Source organism: Staphylococcus sp. GDB20D11A (genome assembly GCF_016893255.1).
GTDB classification, from domain to species: domain Bacteria; phylum Bacillota; class Bacilli; order Staphylococcales; family Staphylococcaceae; genus Staphylococcus; species Staphylococcus aureus.
In genome coordinates this window covers 100,509-121,534 of the sequence record NZ_JAFEPJ010000016.1, presented here as the reverse complement: position 1 = coordinate 121,534, position 21,026 = coordinate 100,509, and the positions used below count along the sequence as shown (strand labels likewise).

13 protein-coding genes are annotated in these 21,026 nt (G+C 32.3%); 11 read left to right on the top strand and 2 right to left on the bottom strand.

All coding sequences use genetic code 11. The features are described from left to right. Window positions 1-117 precede the first annotated feature (117 nt). The 5 genes from hchA (at window position 118) to JV528_RS09230 (ending at window position 6,313) form a co-directional block, all read left to right on the top strand. Entirely contained in the window at window positions 118-996 is an 879-nt protein-coding gene (hchA, locus tag JV528_RS09250; protein WP_000076398.1) for a glyoxalase III HchA, read from the top strand. Between the two features lie 157 nt (window positions 997-1,153). Then, window positions 1,154-2,791, top strand: a complete 1,638-nt coding sequence (locus JV528_RS09245; RefSeq protein WP_065315748.1) for a ribulokinase — start codon at window positions 1,154-1,156, stop codon at window positions 2,789-2,791. A 213-nt stretch (window positions 2,792-3,004) separates the two neighbouring features. Beyond that, window positions 3,005-3,970 carry an NAD-dependent epimerase/dehydratase family protein gene (locus tag JV528_RS09240; protein WP_204177488.1) on the top strand — a complete coding sequence of 322 codons (966 nt, stop codon included), beginning with the start codon at window positions 3,005-3,007 and terminating at the stop codon, window positions 3,968-3,970. 335 nt (window positions 3,971-4,305) lie between these two features. Beyond that, the gene (locus JV528_RS09235) at window positions 4,306-5,382 is read left to right on the top strand and encodes a branched-chain amino acid aminotransferase (protein ID WP_000076038.1); all 1,077 of its coding nucleotides are present in this window, start codon (window positions 4,306-4,308) and stop codon (window positions 5,380-5,382) included. 247 nt (window positions 5,383-5,629) lie between these two features. After that, a complete protein-coding gene (locus JV528_RS09230) occupies window positions 5,630-6,313 on the top strand; it encodes an HAD family hydrolase (RefSeq protein ID WP_000454784.1) in 684 nt (227 codons plus the stop codon). A 115-nt stretch (window positions 6,314-6,428) separates the two neighbouring features. Here JV528_RS09230 and JV528_RS09225 read toward each other — a convergent pair whose 3' ends face one another. Next, window positions 6,429-7,091, bottom strand: coding sequence for a deoxynucleoside kinase (locus JV528_RS09225; RefSeq protein WP_001067256.1), 663 nt, complete (start codon window positions 7,089-7,091; stop codon window positions 6,429-6,431). Then, on the bottom strand, window positions 7,084-7,701 hold the full coding sequence (locus JV528_RS09220; RefSeq protein WP_001039519.1) for a deoxynucleoside kinase: 618 nt from the start codon (window positions 7,699-7,701) through the stop codon (window positions 7,084-7,086). Before JV528_RS09220 ends, JV528_RS09225 begins: the two co-directional genes overlap by 8 nt. Before the next feature lie 66 nt (window positions 7,702-7,767). Here JV528_RS09220 and tadA point away from each other — a divergent pair, with 66 nt between their 5' ends. From tadA to sdrE, 6 genes are all read left to right on the top strand, one after another. Next, window positions 7,768-8,238 carry a tRNA adenosine(34) deaminase TadA gene (tadA, locus tag JV528_RS09215; RefSeq protein WP_000180281.1) on the top strand — a complete coding sequence of 157 codons (471 nt, stop codon included), beginning with the start codon at window positions 7,768-7,770 and terminating at the stop codon, window positions 8,236-8,238. Between the two features lie 146 nt (window positions 8,239-8,384). After that, complete coding sequence (locus JV528_RS09210) at window positions 8,385-9,254, top strand: Cof-type HAD-IIB family hydrolase (RefSeq protein WP_000593360.1); 870 nt, start codon at window positions 8,385-8,387, stop codon at window positions 9,252-9,254. Window positions 9,255-9,273: 19 nt separating this feature from the next. Beyond that, the gene (locus tag JV528_RS09205) at window positions 9,274-9,840 is read left to right on the top strand and encodes an NADPH-dependent FMN reductase (RefSeq protein WP_000677260.1); all 567 of its coding nucleotides are present in this window, start codon (window positions 9,274-9,276) and stop codon (window positions 9,838-9,840) included. A 430-nt stretch (window positions 9,841-10,270) separates the two neighbouring features. Next, window positions 10,271-12,973, top strand: a complete 2,703-nt coding sequence (locus JV528_RS09200; protein WP_204254826.1) for an SdrD B-like domain-containing protein — start codon at window positions 10,271-10,273, stop codon at window positions 12,971-12,973. 355 nt (window positions 12,974-13,328) lie between these two features. Beyond that, window positions 13,329-17,168 (top strand): SdrD B-like domain-containing protein, encoded by a 3,840-nt coding sequence (locus JV528_RS09195; protein WP_204254825.1) that lies wholly within the window; start codon window positions 13,329-13,331, stop codon window positions 17,166-17,168. A gap of 389 nt (window positions 17,169-17,557) precedes the next feature. Continuing rightward, complete coding sequence (gene sdrE, locus JV528_RS09190) at window positions 17,558-20,965, top strand: MSCRAMM family adhesin SdrE (RefSeq protein ID WP_204254824.1); 3,408 nt, start codon at window positions 17,558-17,560, stop codon at window positions 20,963-20,965. Window positions 20,966-21,026: the final 61 nt, after the last annotated feature.

The following is a 21,026-nucleotide window of genomic DNA, read 5'->3' as shown; positions in this document are numbered from 1 at the left end:
CAAAGAAATTCATTTTAATTATTTTTGATAATGAGCATTTTAATAGTAATACATGTTTATAGTGTGTAGTATATGTCTATACTAGTAGTAACTATATAGAGAAAGTAGGAATAAACTATGTCACAAGATGTAAATGAATTAAGTAAGCAACCAACGCCAGATAAAGCAGAAGATAACGCATTTTTCCCATCACCATATTCCCTTAGTCAATATACAGCACCTAAAACAGATTTTGATGGTGTTGAACACAAAGGTGCCTATAAAGATGGTAAATGGAAAGTATTGATGATTGCTGCTGAAGAGAGATATGTATTATTGGAAAATGGAAAAATGTTCTCTACGGGTAATCATCCTGTTGAAATGTTATTACCTTTACATCATTTAATGGAAGCAGGTTTTGACGTTGATGTTGCGACATTATCTGGTTATCCAGCTAAATTAGAATTATGGGCTATGCCAACTGAAGACGAGGCAGTTATAAGCACTTATAATAAATTGAAAGAAAAATTAAAACAGCCAAAAAAATTAGCAGATGTGATTAAAAATGAATTAGGACCTGATTCAGACTATTTATCTGTCTTTATCCCAGGTGGACATGCTGCAGTTGTTGGTATTTCTGAAAGCGAAGACGTTCAACAAACATTAGATTGGGCATTAGAAAATGACCGCTTTATAGTTACATTATGTCATGGACCAGCAGCACTACTTTCAGCAGGGCTTAACAGAGAAAAATCTCCATTAGAAGGATACTCTGTTTGTGTCTTCCCTGACTCATTAGATGAAGGTGCAAATATTGAAATAGGTTATTTACCTGGACGCTTGAAATGGTTAGTTGCTGATTTATTAACTAAACAAGGTTTAAAAGTAGTCAACGACGATATGACAGGAAGAACGTTAAAAGATCGTAAATTATTAACAGGTGACAGTCCTTTAGCTTCAAATGAGTTAGGAAAATTAGCAGTTAATGAAATGTTAAATGCAATACAAAATAAATAATTAAATATTAATTAGAGGAGCCTCATATGTAAATGTATGAGGGCTCTTTTTTTGGCAAAATTTAAGTGATACTTGTAAAATAGAACCTATTATGAGTATGATTTAAGAAAACGCTTGCATAACTAATAACTGCAACTAGCGATATGGAGGAAACATGATGTCTTATAGCATTGGAATTGATTATGGAACTGCTTCAGGCCGTGTGTTTTTAATTAATACGACTAACGGTCAAGTAGTATCAAAATTTGTGAAACCATATACACATGGTGTCATTGAGAGTGAATTAAATGGTTTAAAAATACCACATACATATGCACTTCAAAATAGTAATGATTATTTAGAAATTATGGAAGAAGGAATTTCATATATAGTACGTGAATCAAAAGTAGATCCAGTCAATATAGTAGGTATTGGTATAGACTTTACTTCATCTACTATTATTTTTACTGACGAAAACCTTAACCCGGTACATAATTTAAAACAATTTAAAAACAATCCACATGCGTATGTGAAACTTTGGAAACATCATGGTGCATATAAAGAGGCAGAGAAATTATATCAAACTGCTATTGAAAATAATAATAAGTGGTTAGGCCATTATGGATATAATGTTAGTAGTGAATGGATGATTCCCAAAATAATGGAAGTCATGAATCGAGCACCAGAAATTATGGAAAAAACGGCTTATATTATGGAAGCGGGCGATTGGATTGTAAATAAATTAACTAATAAAAATGTACGCTCGAATTGTGGATTAGGTTTCAAAGCATTTTGGGAAGAAGAAACAGGGTTTCATTATGATTTATTTGATAAAATAGACCCCAAATTATCAAAAGTAATTCAAGATAAAGTATCTGCACCGGTTGTTAATATTGGTGAAGCAGTAGGGAAACTGGATCATAAAATGGCACAGAAATTAGGATTATCAAAAGAGACTATGGTAAGTCCTTTTATTATTGATGCCCATGCTAGTTTATTAGGTATTGGATCTGAAAAAGATAAAGAAATGACTATGGTGATGGGAACAAGCACATGCCATCTTATGTTAAATGAAAAGCAACATCAAGTGCCAGGTATATCAGGTTCTGTAAAAGGAGCAATTATTCCAGAATTATTTGCTTATGAAGCGGGGCAATCAGCAGTAGGTGATTTGTTTGATTATGTCGCTAAGCAAGCACCAAAGTCATATGTAGATGAAGCAGCAAATAGAAATATGACTGTATTTGAATTAATGAATGAAAAGATAAAACATCAAATGCCAGGTGAAAGTGGGCTCATTGCTCTTGATTGGCATAATGGAAATCGAAGTGTATTAAGTGATAGCAATTTAACAGGTTGTATCTTTGGATTAACTTTACAAACTAAGCATGAGGATATTTATAGAGCATATTTAGAAGCTACAGCATTTGGTACTAAGATGATTATGCAACAGTATCAAGATTGGCATATGGAAGTAGAAAAAGTATTTGCATGTGGCGGTATACCTAAAAAGAATGCTGTTATGATGGATATCTATGCGAATGTACTGAATAAAAAACTAATTGTTATGGATAGTGAGTATGCACCAGCAATAGGCGCAGCAATATTAGGTGCAGTCAGTGGTGGCGCACATAATTCAATTAATGATGCAGTTGATGCTATGAAAGAGCCAATTTTATACGAAATTAATCCAGAAGCGGAAAAAGTACAAAGATATGAAACATTATTTAAAGCTTATAAGGCTTTACATGATATCCATGGATATAAAAAAGCTAATATAATGAAAGATATCCAGAGTTTAAGAGTTGAGGGATAAAAAATTTAATTTGACAGTAATTAGTAATATTCAACGCTATAAATTACTAAAATTAATTAATACAGCTAGAATTTTCATTTACAGAAATATCAGCAACATGTACATGTCATATATACAAGAAAGCGCTTTTATATTATAATTATTATGAAAATGAATATTATGTCCACTTGTGATGGACTATGGTTATATAGAAGAGACAAAGGAGATATTTCTATGAAAAAAATTATGATTACTGGTGCATTAGGACAAATTGGTACAGAATTAGTTGTTAAGTGCAGAGAGATTTATGGGACAGATAATGTTCTTGCTACAGATATTAGGGAACCTGAAGCAGACTCACCTGTACAAAATGGACCATTTGAAATCTTAGACGTAACAGATCGTGACCGCATGTTTGAGTTAGTTAGGGACTTTGAAGCGGATAGTCTAATGCATATGGCAGCATTATTATCAGCAACTGCTGAGAAAAATCCAATTCTTGCTTGGGATTTAAATATGGGTGGATTAATGAATGCATTAGAAGCTGCAAGAACTTATAATTTGCACTTTTTCACACCAAGTTCAATTGGTGCATTTGGAGACTCAACTCCTAAAGTTAATACGCCACAAGTAACGATTCAGCAACCTACGACAATGTATGGTGTAAATAAAGTATCTGGAGAATTATTATGTCAATACTATTTCAAACGTTTTGGTGTAGATACAAGAAGTGTTAGATTCCCAGGTTTAATCTCGCATGTTAAAGAGCCAGGTGGCGGTACTACAGACTATGCTGTTGAAATATACTTCAAAGCAGTAAGAGAAGGTCATTATACAAGCTTCATAGATAAAGGCACGTATATGGATATGATGTATATGGATGATGCAATTGAAGCAATTATTAAACTTATGGAAGCAGACGACGCTAAATTAGAAACTAGAAACGGTTATAATTTGAGCGCAATGAGTTTTGATCCAGAGATGGTAAAAGAAGCAATTCAAGAATACTATCCGAATTTTACATTAGATTATGATGTTGATCCTATTAGACAAGGTATCGCTAATAGTTGGCCGGATTCTATTGATACAAGCTGTTCACGTGGCGAATGGGGATTTGATCCTAAATATGATTTAGCGAGCATGACTAAATTAATGTTAGAAGCTATTGAACAAAAAGATACTGTTAAAAATAATAACTAATCATTTCCATTCACTTTAATACACGGAATGATATTTTAAATTACTCTTTATTTTAATAAACTAGTGCATGAATTCTAATATTATTCATTATACATATTGAATTTGCGAGCTTAGTTCATTTTAAAGTAAAGAGTTTTTTGTATGTAAAGTATATTAGTAAAACACAGATTACTTGTCTCTGTGAAATTAATACGTTTATACTAAAAGATATAGTCTTTCTAGAAAATCTGTTAATTAATTTTGAATTTTTAGAAAATTTATTGAACAGCAAAATATGGATTGTTATAATTTAAGTTAAACAAATTCTTATACAATATTATTAGGAGGCAATCACCATGTCACAAGCAGTTAAAGTTGAACGACGAGAAACATTAAAACAAAAACCAAATACATCTCAACTAGGTTTTGGTAAATATTTTACTGATTATATGTTGAGTTATGATTATGATGCAGATAAAGGATGGCATGATTTGAAGATAGTACCTTATGGTCCTATTGAAATTTCACCTGCTGCACAAGGTGTTCATTATGGTCAATCGGTATTCGAAGGATTAAAAGCATATAAAAGAGATGGGGAAGTTGCACTTTTCCGTCCTGAAGAAAATTTTAAGCGTCTTAATAACTCGTTAGCACGATTAGAAATGCCTCAAGTAGACGAAGCAGAATTGTTAGAGGGGCTAAAACAATTAGTTGATTTAGAAAGAGATTGGATTCCTGAAGGGGAAGGTCAATCATTATATATTCGTCCATTTGTTTTTGCAACAGAAGGGGCACTTGGCGTTGGTGCATCACATCAGTATAAATTATTAATTATTTTATCTCCTTCAGGTGCATATTATGGTGGTGAAACTTTAAAACCAACTAAAATCTATGTAGAAGATGAATATGTGCGTGCTGTTCGTGGCGGTGTAGGCTTTGCGAAAGTTGCAGGTAACTATGCGGCAAGTTTATTAGCACAAACTAATGCAAATAAATTAGGTTATGACCAAGTATTATGGCTTGATGGTGTTGAACAGAAATATATCGAAGAAGTTGGTAGCATGAACATTTTCTTCGTTGAAAATGGCAAAGTAATTACACCAGAGTTGAATGGCAGTATTTTACCTGGTATTACACGTAAATCTATTATCGAATTAGCTAAAAACTTAGGATATGAAGTCGAAGAGCGCCGCGTTTCAATCGATGAATTATTCGAATCATATGATAAAGGTGAGTTAACAGAAGTATTTGGTAGTGGTACTGCAGCAGTTATTTCACCTGTGGGTACATTGAGATACGAAGATCGTGAAATCGTTATTAATAATAATGAGACTGGTGAAATTACTCAAAAATTATACGACGTCTATACTGGTATTCAAAATGGTACTTTAGAAGATAAAAATGGTTGGAGAGTCGTTGTACCAAAATATTAATAAAAATTGAATATGATCATGAAAACAATATGTAAAAGTTAATCATGACTAAAATCCCTTTCAATGAAGCGAAGCATGGTAATAAATTAAGTTTACAATGTTTATTGTTAAGTATTGAAAGGGATTTCACTTATTATATTTAATTCAATATTTAAAAAGAACAATACTACGAGTTCATTTTCAGGGAAATAACGAACATCATAGAATCAGCATAATACGAAATAAATAAATAGGAGTATTGATATTAATGGAATGGATATTATTTGATAAAGATGGTACGTTAATTGAATTTGATAGAAGTTGGGAAAAAATAGGGGTACGATTTGTACAATCATTGCTTGAGACTTTCCCAGTACATAATAAAGAAGCTGCTTTAAGACAACTCGGTGTCATTAAAGAATCTATTGATCCAAAATCAGTGATGGGTTCAGGATCTTTACAACAAATTATTCAGGCATTTAATGATGTGACGGGACAAGATACAACCGACTGGTCCAAGTCAACAAGTCAAAAGTTGGTAGATGAACGTATTCCTGAAATTAATTGGGTAGAAGGTGTTAAAGAAGCACTTATCGATTTGAAAGCAAAAGGCTATCAACTAGGTATTGTTACGAGTGATACTAAAAAAGGTGTAGAACAATTTTTAGCACATACCAATGCTACCTCGTTGTTCGATTTGATCATTTCTACCGAAGCGGATGCCTATGAGAAGCCAAATCCTAAAGTATTATCGCCTTTATTTGAGCAATATAATGTAGATCCTCAGAAAGTAGCTATAGTAGGAGACACTGCTAATGATATGAAGACTGCAAGTAATGCAAATTTAGGTATGGCAATAGGCGTATTAACAGGTATTGCAACAAAAGAAGAATTACATGAAGCTGATATTATTTTAAATAGTGCGGCAGATATTTTAGAAGCTTTAAATTAAAAAGAAAGACATAGTGTATATGTGAATTAATGTATTCGATAGAATTGATAAAATAATCGATGATTTCTATGGAAGTTACATTGAATTAAAGCACATACACTATGTCTTTAGTCTTTTATCGTGTATCTACTTGTCGATACGTTTTTATAATATGAGCGATTTTATCAATCATAGGATTTAAAGAATCAGGATCTTTGTGTATATCATATTCATTAATGTTGATACGTACAACTGGACATGCATTAAAGCTGTTAATCCAATCGTCATAACGTTTAAATAACTTTTTCCAATATTCAGGATCAGTATTTATTTCCATTTCGCGACCACGTTCAATAATACGATCAATGACCTCATCATAGTTACATTCTAAATAAATCATTACATCAGGTTTAGGAAAATAAGGTGTCATGACCATGGCATTAAATAAGTCTGAATATGTTTTGAAATCCTCTTTACTCATTGTGCCTTCTTCTTCATGCATTTTTGCAAAAATATCAACATCTTCATAAATTGATCGATCTTGGACAAAGCCACCACCATATTCAAACATACGCTTTTGTTCTTTAAAACGTTCAGCTAAGAAGTAAATTTGTAAATGGAAACTCCATCGTTCAAAATCGCTGTAAAATTTATCTAAATATGGATTATGTTCGACATTTTCAAAAGACGTTTTAAAGTTTAATTTATCTGCAAGTGCTTGCGTTAGTGTTGATTTCCCAACACCAACTGTACCTGCAATGGTTATAATGGCATTTTGTGGAATACCGTAATTATTCATTGGTAATATCTCCTATCATAGGTAATATAATATGTAATATATCTTCGTAATCTTGTTCATTTTTTAGAAAATCAATAGAAGTTGTATCGATTAAAACTACATTTGAACCATTACTTTGTAAGGACTCATAATACTCACGATAATCTTTTTTTAACTTTAATAGATATTCATCTTCTATTTGATGTTCAAAACTACGGTTACGTTTAGCAATTCTAGATTTTAACACATCGAGGTCTGCATCTAAAAAGATAATCATATTCGGCATAATCATATCTTCAGTTAAAATATCATAAATTTTACTGAATTTCTGAAATTCAACAGAACTCAAAGTATTTTTAGCAAATATCTTATTTTTATGTATATGATAATCACTAACTACACCTTGATTTAGTTGTGTTACATCTTGAAATTGCTTATATCTATTGCATAAAAAGAACATTTCAGTTTGAAAACTCCATTTAGAGATATCTTCGTAAAAGTCTGATAAAAATGGATTTTCTGTGATGATTTCTTTTTCTTCATAAAAATCTAAAGTTTGACTTAATTTGTGTGCAAGTGAAGATTTACCTACGCCAATAGGACCTTCAATTGCTATAAAAGGTTTGTTCATATTCACATCTCCAAATGTTAAAATAGACATTGAGTATTGTACCATAAGTGAGGTATCTGGACATAAATGACAAATGATATATATTTTATGACATTAGCGATTGAAGAAGCTAAAAAAGCAGCTCAACTTGGCGAAGTACCTATAGGTGCTATCATCACTAAAGATGATGAAGTTATCGCTAGAGCACATAATTTAAGAGAAACACTACAACAACCAACGGCGCATGCTGAACATATTGCAATTGAACGTGCAGCCAAAGTGTTAGGTAGTTGGCGTTTAGAAGGTTGCACATTATATGTAACCTTAGAACCATGTGTCATGTGCGCAGGAACAATTGTAATGAGTCGCATTCCAAGAGTCGTCTATGGCGCAGATGATCCTAAAGGTGGTTGTAGTGGCAGTTTAATGAATTTATTGCAACAATCTAATTTTAATCATCGTGCAATTGTTGATAAAGGTGTACTTAAAGAAGCATGTAGCACATTATTAACAACATTTTTTAAAAACTTAAGAGCCAATAAGAAATCCACCAATTAGACGATAGTACATACTAATTAAAATTTGTTAGAATTACATTATATGATAAATTAATGACAATATAAATGTTAATAGAAAAGTATGTGCGCTGAGTATATATTCTTATTTAAGAACAAGATTTTAAATTTACGAAACGAGGTAACATAATGATAAAACTAATAGCCACTGATATGGATGGCACACTACTTAATGCAGCACATGAAATTTCTCAACCTAATATTGATGCGATTAAATACGCTCAAGAACAAGGGATAACGGTTGTTATCGCGACAGGTCGAGCATTTTATGAAGCACAAGCACCAGTTGCTGACACAGATTTAACAGTACCATATATTTGTTTGAATGGTGCTGAAGTACGTGATGAAACTTTCAATGTAATGAGCACTTCACACCTTAATAAATCGTTAGTACACAAAATTACAAATGTTTTAAAAGATGCAGGTATTTATTATCAAGTATACACGAGTCGTGCGATTTATACTGAAGATCCACAAAGAGATTTAGACATTTACATAGATATTGCTGAGCGTGCAGGTCAACACGCAAACGTTGAGCGTATTAAAAATGGTATTCAAAGACGCATAGATAATGGTACGTTGAAAGTTGTTGATAATTATGATGCTATTGAAAACATACCTGGTGAATTAATTATGAAAATATTAGCATTTGATGGAAATTTAGAAAAAATTGACAAAGCTAGTAAAATTTTAGCTGAATCTCCGAATTTAGCTATATCATCATCTTCGAGAGGAAATATAGAAATAACGCATTCAGATGCACAAAAAGGTATTGCGCTAGAAACAATTGCCGAAAGATTAGAGATTGAAATGAAAGATGTCATGGCTATAGGTGACAATTTAAATGACTTATCAATGTTAGAGAAAGTTGGCTATCCAGTTGCGATGGAAAATGGTGCTGAAGAAGTTAAAAAAATAGCAAAATATGTCACAGATACGAATGAAAATAGTGGTGTTGGAAAAGCTATTATGAAATTATTACGTGAACAACAAGTTTAATAAAAAAGAGGGGTCAAATATGAAAGGATTAATTATTATTGGCAGTGCACAAGTGAATTCACATACAAGTGCACTAGCAAGATACTTAACTGAGCATTTTAAAACACATGATATTGAAGCGGAAATATTCGATTTAGCAGAAAAACCGTTAAATCAATTAGATTTTTCAGGAACAACACCGTCTATTGATGAAATCAAACAAAATATGAAAGATTTAAAAGAGAAAGCAATGGCGGCGGACTTTTTAATATTAGGAACGCCAAACTATCATGGTTCATATTCTGGAATATTGAAAAATGCATTAGATCATCTAAATATGGATTATTTTAAAATGAAACCTGTAGGCTTAATAGGAAATAGTGGTGGTATTGTTAGTTCAGAGCCATTGTCACATTTAAGAGTAATCGTCAGAAGTTTACTAGGCATTGCTGTACCAACTCAAATAGCAACACATGATTCTGATTTTGCTAAAAATGAAGATGGTTCATATTACTTAAATGATAGTGAATTCCAGTTACGAGCAAGATTATTCGTCGATCAAATTGTATCATTTGCGCATAATAGTCCATATGAACATTTAAAATAAATTAAAAAATATGTAAATATACATTAAAAATAGGTATGTAGCTTAAGGTGTTTCATTGAGAATGCTTTTAAGTCACATGCCTATTTTTTTGTTCTAATGCACCAATAGTAAGCCTTTGAGTTTACTGTTGTGAGCAATGTTATTAATTAAAATAAGATGTAATAGCGAAATGAAAACAAGCTTAGATTAAAAGTAAGGTTTAAAAATATAGATAAATAATTTAAAGCAATTGAAGAAAAAAAGTATTAAAAATTGCAATTCTTAAACTGAAATTCATATTAATATTTACTGCAAATAACATTGTAAAATAAAGAAAAATAATTAAAGTATTGCACTTTATTGAAATTTATATTACGATAGTAATGCAGAAATTTATATATGCAAAATATTATATTTATCAAATTTTGATATTTTAAAGGAGTATTATTAAATGAATAATAAAAAGACAGCAACAAATAGAAAAGGCATGATACCAAATCGATTAAACAAATTTTCGATAAGAAAGTATTCTGTAGGTACTGCTTCAATTTTAGTGGGGACAACATTGATTTTTGGGTTAAGTGGTCATGAAGCTAAAGCGGCAGAACATACGAATGGAGAATTAAATCAATCAAAAAATGAAGCGACAGCTCCAAGTGAGAATAAAACAACTGAAAAAGTTGATAGTCGTCAACAAAATAATGTTGAACAAAGTACAACGTCAAACCAACCAAAAGTAAATGAGTCTGATAATACTTCAGTTAAAGAAACTACTGAAGAACCTCAAAATACAACTTCTACACAACCAACTAAACAAAATAACGATGCGACGGCAAATAAAGATAATTTAGCGGCTCAAAATATTTCAACGCAGGCTAATGATGTTTCAGCTACTCCTAAAACAACGACTATTAAACCAAGAACATTAAACCGTATGGCTGTGAACACAGTAGCAGCACCACAACAAGGTACAAATGTTAATGATAAAGTTCATTTTTCAAATATTGATATTGCTATTGATAAAGGACATGTAAATTCAACAACTGGCAAAACTGAATTTTGGGCAACTTCTAGTGATGTTTTAAAATTAAAAGCGAATTACAAAATCGATGATTCTGTTAAAGAGGGCGATACATTTACCTTTAAATATGGACAGTATTTCCGTCCGGGTTCTGTAAGATTACCTTCACAAACTCAAAATTTATATAATGCCCAAGGTAATATTATTGCAAAAGGTATTTATGATAGTACAACAAACACAACAACATATACTTTTACGAACTATGTGGATCAATATACAAATGTTAGTGGTAGCTTTGAACAAGTTGCATTTGCGAAACGTGAAAATGCAACAACTGATAAAACTGCTTATAAAATGGAAGTAACTTTAGGTAATGATACATATAGCGAAGAAGTCATTGTCGATTATGGTAATAAAAAAGCACAACCGCTTATTTCAAGTACAAACTATATCAATAATGAAGATTTATCGCGTAATATGACTGCATATGTAAATCAACCTAAAAATACATATACTAAACAAACGTTTGTTACTAATTTAACTGGATATAAATTTAATCCAAATGCAAAAAACTTCAAAATTTACGAAGTGACTGATCAAAATCAATTTGTGGATAGTTTCACCCCAGATACTTCAAAACTTAAAGATGTTACTGGTCAATTCGATGTTATTTATAGTAATGATAATAAAACAGCTACAGTCGATTTAATGAAAGGCCAAACAAGCAGTAATAAACAATACATCATTCAACAAGTTGCTTATCCAGATAATAGTTCAACAGATAATGGGAAAATTGATTATACTTTAGACACTGACAAAACTAAATATAGTTGGTCTAATAGTTATTCAAATGTGAATGGCTCATCAACTGCTAATGGCGACCAAAAGAAATATAATCTAGGTGACTATGTATGGGAAGATACAAATAAAGATGGTAAACAAGATGCCAATGAAAAAGGGATTAAAGGTGTTTATGTCATTCTTAAAGATAGTAACGGTAAAGAATTAGATCGTACTACTACTGATGAAAATGGTAAATATCAGTTCACAGGTTTGGGAAATGGGACTTACAGTGTAGAATTTTCAACGCCAGCAGGTTACACACCAACCACTGCAAATGCAGGAACTGATGATGCTGTTGATTCAGATGGACTAACTACAACAGGTGTCATTAAAGACGCTGACAACATGACATTAGACAGTGGTTTCTATAAAACACCAAAATATAGTTTAGGTGATTATGTTTGGTACGACAGTAATAAAGACGGCAAACAAGATTCAACTGAAAAAGGTATCAAAGATGTTAAAGTTACTTTATTAAATGAAAAAGGCGAAGTAATTGGAACAACTAAAACAGATGAAAATGGTAAATATCGTTTCGATAATTTAGATAGCGGTAAATATAAAGTTATTTTTGAAAAGCCTGCTGGCTTAACACAAACAGGTACAAATACAACTAAAGATGATAAAGATGCAGATGGTGGCGAAGTTGACGTAACAATTACGGATCATGATGATTTCACACTTGATAACGGATACTTCGAAGAAGAAACATCAGACAGCGACTCAGATTCAGACTCAGATAGCGACTCAGACTCAGATTCAGACAGCGATTCAGATTCAGATAGTGAATTAGACTCAGACAGTGACTCAGATTCAGACAGCGACTCAGATTCAGACAGCGACTCAGATTCAGATAGCGACTCAGATTCAGACAGTGATTCAGATTCAGACAGTGACTCAGATTCAGACAGCGATTCAGACTCAGATAGCGATTCAGATTCAGATAGTGACTCAGACTCAGATAGCGATTCAGATTCAGACAGTGACTCAGACTCAGATAGTGATTCAGACTCAGATAATGACTCAGATTCAGATAGCGACTCAGACTCGGATAGTGATTCAGACTCAGATAGTGACTCAGACTCAGACAGTGACTCAGACTCAGATGCAGGTAAGCATACACCGGCTAAACCAATGAGTGCAGTTAAAGACCATCACAATAAAGCGAAAGCATTACCGGAAACAGGTAGTGAAAATAACGGTTCAAATAATGCAACGTTATTTGGCGGATTATTCGCAGCATTAGGATCATTATTGTTATTCGGTCGTCGTAAAAAACAAAATAAATAATATTATTTCATCCAGGTCCGTGAGGCCTGGTTTTTTATTTATATGGAATACATAAATCGAAAATTGTAAGTAGCATATGCAATTTAATTTGACGTAAAAATGTAAGTGTCTATGAATTAAAAAAACTCATATATTCATTTCAATATTGGATAATAATATTTTTGTGATAATCAAATAAAAATTGCAAAACTCATAAAAAATCTTATTTAAATACAAAACCTAAATAACTTTTTGCGATAAAGAAAAATAATTAAAGTATTGTGCTTTATCTAAATCTGTAATACTATATTAATATACATTTTTGTATTTAAAACAATTGTATTATTTAAAAATTTGATGGATTAGGAGCAATAAAATGCTAAACAGAGAAAACAAAACGGCAATGACAAGAAAAGGCATGGTATCAAATCGATTAAACAAATTCTCGATTAGGAAGTACACAGTGGGAACAGCATCAATTTTAGTAGGTACAACTTTGATTTTTGGTCTAGGGAGCCAAGAAGCTAAAGCTGCAGAAGTAACCAACAAGGAAATGAAGGAAGATGCAACATCAGTAAATAATGATCAAGTGTCTAAAAAAGTTGATACAGAGCAACTAAATAATGACGGTAATACTAGTAAAGTTGATACAGAGCAACTAAAAGATGAGAATATTAATAAAGTTGCTAATCAAAAAGAAGTAACTAGAGTAGAAAATAGTGTCGCTTCAGAAAAAAATAATAACTCTAAGCCATCTGAAAACGGAAAATTACAAACGTCTGATGTTAAAAAAACTGAAGATAATAATGCAACTTCAGATGATCAAGTTACTACTACAGTTAATTCACAGCAATTAAATACTGATAACACAACTTCAATGTCGTCAGCACCAATTAATGTACGTAAAGATGACTTAAAATTTAATAATGAAGAAGTAAGAAATGTAGGAGAAAAAAGCGATAATACTGACAATGCAAATAGTTCAGAATTAATAAAGCCAAAAACTACAGAACCTAAACGTTTGAATACAAGAATGCGTATAGCAGCAATACAACCAAACTCAACAGATTCTAAAAATGTTAATGATTTAATCACATCAAATACAACATTAACTGTCGTTGATGCAGATAATAGCAAAACGATTGTACCAGCCCAAGATTATTTATCATTAAAATCACAAATTACAGTTGATGACAAAGTTAAATCAGGTGATTATTTTACAATTAAATACTCAGATACAGTACAAGTATATGGATTGAATCCGGAAGATATTAAAAATATTGGTGATATTAAAGATCCAAATAATGGTGAAACAATTGCGACTGCAAAACATGATACTGCAAATAATTTAATTACATATACATTTACAGATTATGTCGATAGATTTAATTCTGTACAAATGGGAATTAATTACTCAATTTATATGGATGCAGATACAATTCCTGTAGACAAGAAAGATGTTCCTTTTAGTGTAACTATTGGGAATCAAACTACAACAACTACAGCAGATATTACTTATCCGGCTTATAAAGAAGCTGATAATAATTCAATAGGGTCAGCTTTTACAGAAACAGTTTCTCATGTAGGAAATGCTGAAGATCCTGGTTATTATAACCAAGTAGTTTATGTGAATCCTATGGATAAAGATTTAAAAGGGGCTAATTTAAAAGTTGAAGCGTATCATCCGAAATATCCCGCTAATATTGGTCAAATTAATCAAAACGTTACTAATATAAAAATATATCGTGTTCCTGAAGGATATACATTGAATAAGGGATACGACGTAAATGCTAATGATTTAGTAGACGTAACCGATGAATTTAAAAATAAAATGGCCTATGGAACAAATCAAAGTGTTAATATCGATTTTGGTGATATTACATCAGCGTATGTTGTAATGGTTAATACAAAATTCCAATATACAAATAGCGAAAGTCCAACTCTTGTTCAAATGGCTACTTTATCTTCTACAGGTAATAAAACAGTTTCTACTGGCAATGCTTTAGGATTCACTAACAATCAAAGTGGCGGAGCTGGTCAAGAAGTATATAAAATTGGTAACTACGTATGGGAAGATACAAATAAAAACGGTGTTCAAGAATTAGGAGAAAAAGGCGTTGGCAATGTAACTGTAACTGTATTTGATAATAATACAAATACAAAAGTAGGAGAAGCAGTTACTAAAGAAGATGGGTCATATTTGATTCCAAACTTACCTAATGGAGATTATCGTGTAGAGTTTTCAAACTTACCACAAGGTTATGAAGTAACCCCTTCAAAACAAGGTAATAACGAAGAATTAGATTCAAACGGTGTATCATCAGTTATTACAGTTAATGGCAAAGATAATTTATCTGCTGACTTAGGTATTTACAAACCTAAATACAATCTAGGCGACTATGTATGGGAAGATATAAATAAAAATGGTATCCAAGATCAAGATGAAAAAGGTATATCTGGCGTAACGGTAACATTAAAAGATGAAAACGGTAACGTGTTAAAAACAGTTACAACAGATGCTGATGGCAAATATAAATTTACTGATTTAGATAATGGTAATTATAAAGTTGAATTTACTACACCAGAAGGTTATACACCGACTTCTACAAATACAGGTGGAAATGATACTGTTGACTCTAATGGTTTAACAACAACAGGTGTTATTAATGGTGCTGATAACATGACATTAGATAGTGGATTCTACAAAACACCAAAATATAATTTAGGTAATTATGTATGGGAAGATACAAATAAAGATGGTAAGCAGGATTCATCTGAAAAAGGTATTTCAGGCGTAACAGTTACATTGAAAAATGAAAACGGTGAAGTTTTACAAACAACTAAAACAGATAAAGATGGAAAATATCAATTTACTGGATTAGAAAATGGAACTTATAAAGTTGAATTTGAAACACCATCAGGTTACACACCAACACAAGTAGGTTCAGGAACTGATGAAGGCATAGATTCAAATGGTACATCAACAACTGGTGTCATTAAAGATAAAGATAACGATACTATTGACTCTGGTTTCTACAAACCGACTTACAACTTAGGTGACTATGTATGGGAAGATACAAATAAAAACGGTGTTCAAGATAAAGATGAAAAGGGCATTTCAGGTGTAACAGTTACGTTAAAAGATGAAAACGACAAAGTTTTAAAAACAGTAACAACAGATGAAAATGGTAAATATCAATTCACTGATTTAAACAATGGAACTTATAAAGTTGAATTCGAGACACCATCAGGTTACACACCAACTTCAGTAACTACTGGAAATGATACTGAAAAAGACTCTAATGGTTTAACAACAACAGGTGTCATTAAAGATGCAGATAATATGACATTAGACAGTGGTTTCTATAAAACACCAAAATATAGTTTAGGTGATTATGTTTGGTACGATAGTAATAAAGATGGTAAACAAGACTCAACTGAAAAAGGTATCAAAGATGTTAAAGTTACTTTATTAAATGAAAAAGGCGAAGTAATTGGAACAACTAAAACAGATGAAAATGGTAAATATCGTTTCGATAATTTAGATAGCGGTAAGTATAAAGTTATTTTTGAAAATCCTGCTGGCTTAACACAAACAGGTACAAATACAACTGAAGATGATAAAGATGCAGATGGTGGCGAAGTTGATGTAACAATTACGGATCATGATGATTTCACACTTGATAACGGATACTTCGAAGAAGAAACATCAGACAGCGACTCAGATTCAGACAGCGATTCAGACTCAGATAGCGACTCAGACTCAGATAGCGACTCAGATTCAGACAGCGATTCAGACTCAGATAGCGATTCAGATTCAGATAGTGACTCAGACTCAGACAGTGATTCAGATTCAGATAGCGATTCAGATTCAGACAGTGACTCAGATAGCGACTCAGACTCAGATAGCGACTCAGATTCAGACAGTGATTCAGATTCAGACAGTGACTCAGATTCAGACAGTGACTCAGACTCAGATAGCGACTCAGACTCAGACAGCGATTCAGACTCAGATAGCGACTCAGACTCAGATGCAGGTACACACACACCTGTTAAACCAATGAGTACTACTAAAGACCATCACAATAAAGCAAAAGCATTACCAGAAACAGGTAGTGAAAATAACGGCTCAAATAACGCAACATTATTTGGCGGATTATTCGCAGCATTAGGATCATTATTGTTATTCGGTCGTCGTAAAAAACAAAATAAATAATACAGCTTATACCAGGTCCGTGAGGCCTGGTTTTTTATTTCAAAATTTATGAAATGTATCTTATGTTTGAGGTTAAATAGTGCAATTTTTTAAAAAATACAACATAAATCAACATAAATTTAATTCATCTTTACATTAAAAGTACAAACGAATAAGAAAAGCAATTAAACACAGTATCAAACCATTTAAAACAATTGATATAAAAAACGAACGAATAATTAAACATTACTAGAATTAATTTATTCAAACCAAAGTGTAAAATAACAGTCTTAAATAAATTTATTTAAAGTATTGTGCTTTATCTAAAAATGTATTACGATGGGAATACAAATTTTTATATGTAAAAATATTAATTTTTTGCAAATATTGATATTTTAAAGGAGATTTATATGATTAACAGGGATAATAAAAAGGCAATAACAAAAAAGGGTATGATTTCAAATCGCTTAAACAAATTTTCGATTAGAAAGTATACTGTAGGAACTGCATCGATTTTAGTAGGTACGACATTGATTTTTGGTCTAGGGAACCAAGAAGCTAAAGCTGCTGAAAACACTAGTACAGAAAATGCAAAACAAGATGATGCAACGACTAGTGATAATAAAGAAGTAGTGTCAGAAACTGAAAATAATTCGACAACAGAAAATAATTCAACAAATCCAATTAAGAAAGAAAGAAATACTGATTCACAACCAGAAGCTAAAGAAGAATCAACTACATCAAGTACTCAACAACAGCAAAATAACGTTACAGCTACAACTGAAACTAAGCCTCAAAACATTGAAAAAGAAAATGTTAAACCTTCAACTGATAAAACTGCGACAGAAGATACATCTGTTATTTTAGAAGAGAAGAAAGCACCAAATAATACAAATAACGATGTAACTACAAAATCATCTACAAGTGAAATTCAAACAAAACCAACTACACCTCAAGAATCTACAAATATTGAAAATTCACAACCGCAACCAACGCCTTCAAAAGTAGACAATCAAGTTACAGATGCAACTAATCCAAAAGAACCAGTAAATGTGTCAAAAGAAGAACTTAAAAATAATCCTGAGAAATTAAAAGAATTAGTTAGAAATGATAGCAATACAGATCGTTCAACTAAACCAGTTGCTACAGCTCCAACAAGTGTTGCACCAAAACGTGTAAACGCAAAAATGCGCTTTGCAGTTGCACAACCAGCAGCAGTTGCTTCAAACAATGTTAATGATTTAATTAAAGTGACGAAGCAAACAATCAAAGTTGGCGATGGTAAAGATAATGTGGCAGCAGCGCATGACGGTAAAGATATTGAATATGATACAGAGTTTACAATTGACAATAAAGTCAAAAAAGGCGATACAATGACGATTAATTATGATAAGAATGTAATTCCTTCGGATTTAACAGATAAAAATGATCCTATCGATATTACTGATCCATCAGGAGAGGTCATTGCTAAAGGAACATTTGATAAAGCAACTAAGCAAATCACATATACATTTACAGACTATGTAGATAAATATGAAGATATAAAATCACGCTTAACTCTATATTCGTATATTGATAAAAAAACAGTTCCAAATGAGACAAGTTTGAATTTAACATTTGCTACAGCAGGTAAAGAAACAAGCCAAAATGTCACTGTTGATTATCAAGATCCAATGGTTCATGGTGATTCAAACATTCAATCTATCTTTACAAAATTAGATGAAGATAAGCAAACTATTGAACAACAAATTTATGTTAATCCTTTGAAAAAAACAGCAACTAACACTAAAGTTGATATAGCTGGTAGTCAAGTAGATGATTATGGAAATATTAAACTAGGAAATGGTAGCACCATTATTGACCAAAATACAGAAATAAAGGTTTATAAAGTTAACTCTAATCAACAATTGCCTCAAAGTAATAGAATCTATGATTTTAGTCAATACGAAGATGTAACAAGTCAATTTGATAATAAAAAATCATTTAGTAATAATGTAGCAACATTGGATTTTGGCAATATTGATTCAGCTTATATCATTAAAGTAGTTAGTAAATATACACCTACATCAGATGGTGAGCTAGATATTGCTCAAGGTACTAGTATGAGAACAACTGATAATTATGGTTATTATAATTATGCAGGATATTCAAACTTCATCGTAACTTCTAATGACACTGGTGGTGGTGACGGTACTGTTAAACCTGAAGAAAAGTTATACAAAATTGGTGACTATGTATGGGAAGACGTTGATAAAGACGGTGTTCAAGGTACAGATTCAAAAGAAAAGCCAATGGCAAACGTTTTAGTTACATTAACTTACCCGGACGGTACTACAAAATCAGTAAGAACAGATGCTAATGGTCATTACGAATTCGGTGGTTTGAAAGACGGAGAAACTTATACAGTTAAATTCGAAACGCCAGCTGGATATCTTCCAACAAAAGTAAATGGAACAACTGATGGTGAAAAAGACTCAAATGGTAGTTCGGTTACTGTTAAAATTAATGGTAAAGATGATATGTCTTTAGACACTGGTTTTTATAAAGAACCTAAATATAATCTTGGTGACTATGTATGGGAAGATACAAATAAAGATGGTATCCAAGATGCTAATGAACCTGGTATCAAAGATGTTAAGGTTACATTAAAAGATAGTACTGGAAAAGTTATTGGAACAACTACTACTGATGCCTCGGGTAAATATAAATTTACAGATTTAGATAATGGTAACTATACAGTAGAATTTGAAACACCAGCAGGTTACACGCCAACGGTTAAAAACACTACAGCTGAAGATAAAGATTCTAATGGTTTAACAACAACAGGTGTCATTAAAGATACAGATAATATGACATTAGACAGTGGTTTCTATAAAACACCAAAATATAGTTTAGGTGATTATGTTTGGTACGACAGTAATAAAGACGGCAAACAAGATTCGACTGAAAAAGGTATCAAAGATGTGACAGTTACATTGCAAAACGAAAAAGGCGAAGTAATTGGAACAACTAAAACAGATGAAAATGGTAAATATCGTTTCGATAATTTAGATAGCGGTAAATACAAAGTTATTTTTGAAAATCCTGCTGGCTTAACACAAACAGGTACAAATACAACTGAAGATGATAAAGATGCAGATGGTGGCGAAGTTGACGTAACAATTACGGATCATGATGATTTCACACTTGATAATGGATACTTCGAAGAAGATACATCAGACAGCGACTCAGACTCAGATAGCGACTCAGATTCAGATAGCGACTCAGACAGTGACTCAGACTCAGACAGCGACTCAGACTCAGACAGTGATTCAGATTCAGACAGCGATTCAGACTCAGATAGCGACTCAGATTCAGATAGCGATTCAGATTCAGACTCAGATAGCGACTCAGACTCAGACAGTGACTCAGACTCAGATAGCGATTCAGATTCAGACAGTGACTCAGATTCAGACAGTGACTCAGATTCAGATAGTGATTCAGATTCAGACAGCGACTCAGATTCAGATAGCGACTCAGACTCAGGCAGTGACTCAGACTCAGATAGTGATTCAGATTCAGACAGTGACTCAGACTCAGACAGTGATTCAGACTCAGATAGTGATTCAGATTCAGACAGCGACTCAGACTCAGATGCAGGAAAACATACACCTGTGAAACCAATGAGTGCTACTAAAGACCATCACAATAAAGCAAAAGCATTACCAGAAACAGGTAGTGAAAATAACGGCTCAAATAATGCAACATTATTTGGCGGATTATTCGCAGCATTAGGTTCATTATTGTTATTCGGTCGTCGCAAAAAACAAAACAAATAATACAATATGACCCAGGTCCTTGTGGCCTGGTTTTTTTATGATTACACATGCAATAGATGTA

Coding starts and splice junctions, on each gene's coding strand:
- JV528_RS09245 (WP_065315748.1), top strand. CDS start 1,154: ATGTCTTATAGCATTGGAATTGATTATGGAACTGCTTCAGGCCGTGTG.
- hchA (WP_000076398.1), top strand. CDS start 118: ATGTCACAAGATGTAAATGAATTAAGTAAGCAACCAACGCCAGATAAA.
- JV528_RS09225 (WP_001067256.1), bottom strand. CDS start 7,091: ATGAATAATTACGGTATTCCACAAAATGCCATTATAACCATTGCAGGT.
- JV528_RS09205 (WP_000677260.1), top strand. CDS start 9,274: ATGAAAGGATTAATTATTATTGGCAGTGCACAAGTGAATTCACATACA.
- JV528_RS09195 (WP_204254825.1), top strand. CDS start 13,329: ATGCTAAACAGAGAAAACAAAACGGCAATGACAAGAAAAGGCATGGTA.
- tadA (WP_000180281.1), top strand. CDS start 7,768: ATGACAAATGATATATATTTTATGACATTAGCGATTGAAGAAGCTAAA.
- JV528_RS09200 (WP_204254826.1), top strand. CDS start 10,271: ATGAATAATAAAAAGACAGCAACAAATAGAAAAGGCATGATACCAAAT.
- JV528_RS09210 (WP_000593360.1), top strand. CDS start 8,385: ATGATAAAACTAATAGCCACTGATATGGATGGCACACTACTTAATGCA.
- JV528_RS09220 (WP_001039519.1), bottom strand. CDS start 7,701: ATGAACAAACCTTTTATAGCAATTGAAGGTCCTATTGGCGTAGGTAAA.
- JV528_RS09235 (WP_000076038.1), top strand. CDS start 4,306: ATGTCACAAGCAGTTAAAGTTGAACGACGAGAAACATTAAAACAAAAA.
- sdrE (WP_204254824.1), top strand. CDS start 17,558: ATGATTAACAGGGATAATAAAAAGGCAATAACAAAAAAGGGTATGATT.
- JV528_RS09240 (WP_204177488.1), top strand. CDS start 3,005: ATGAAAAAAATTATGATTACTGGTGCATTAGGACAAATTGGTACAGAA.
- JV528_RS09230 (WP_000454784.1), top strand. CDS start 5,630: ATGGAATGGATATTATTTGATAAAGATGGTACGTTAATTGAATTTGAT.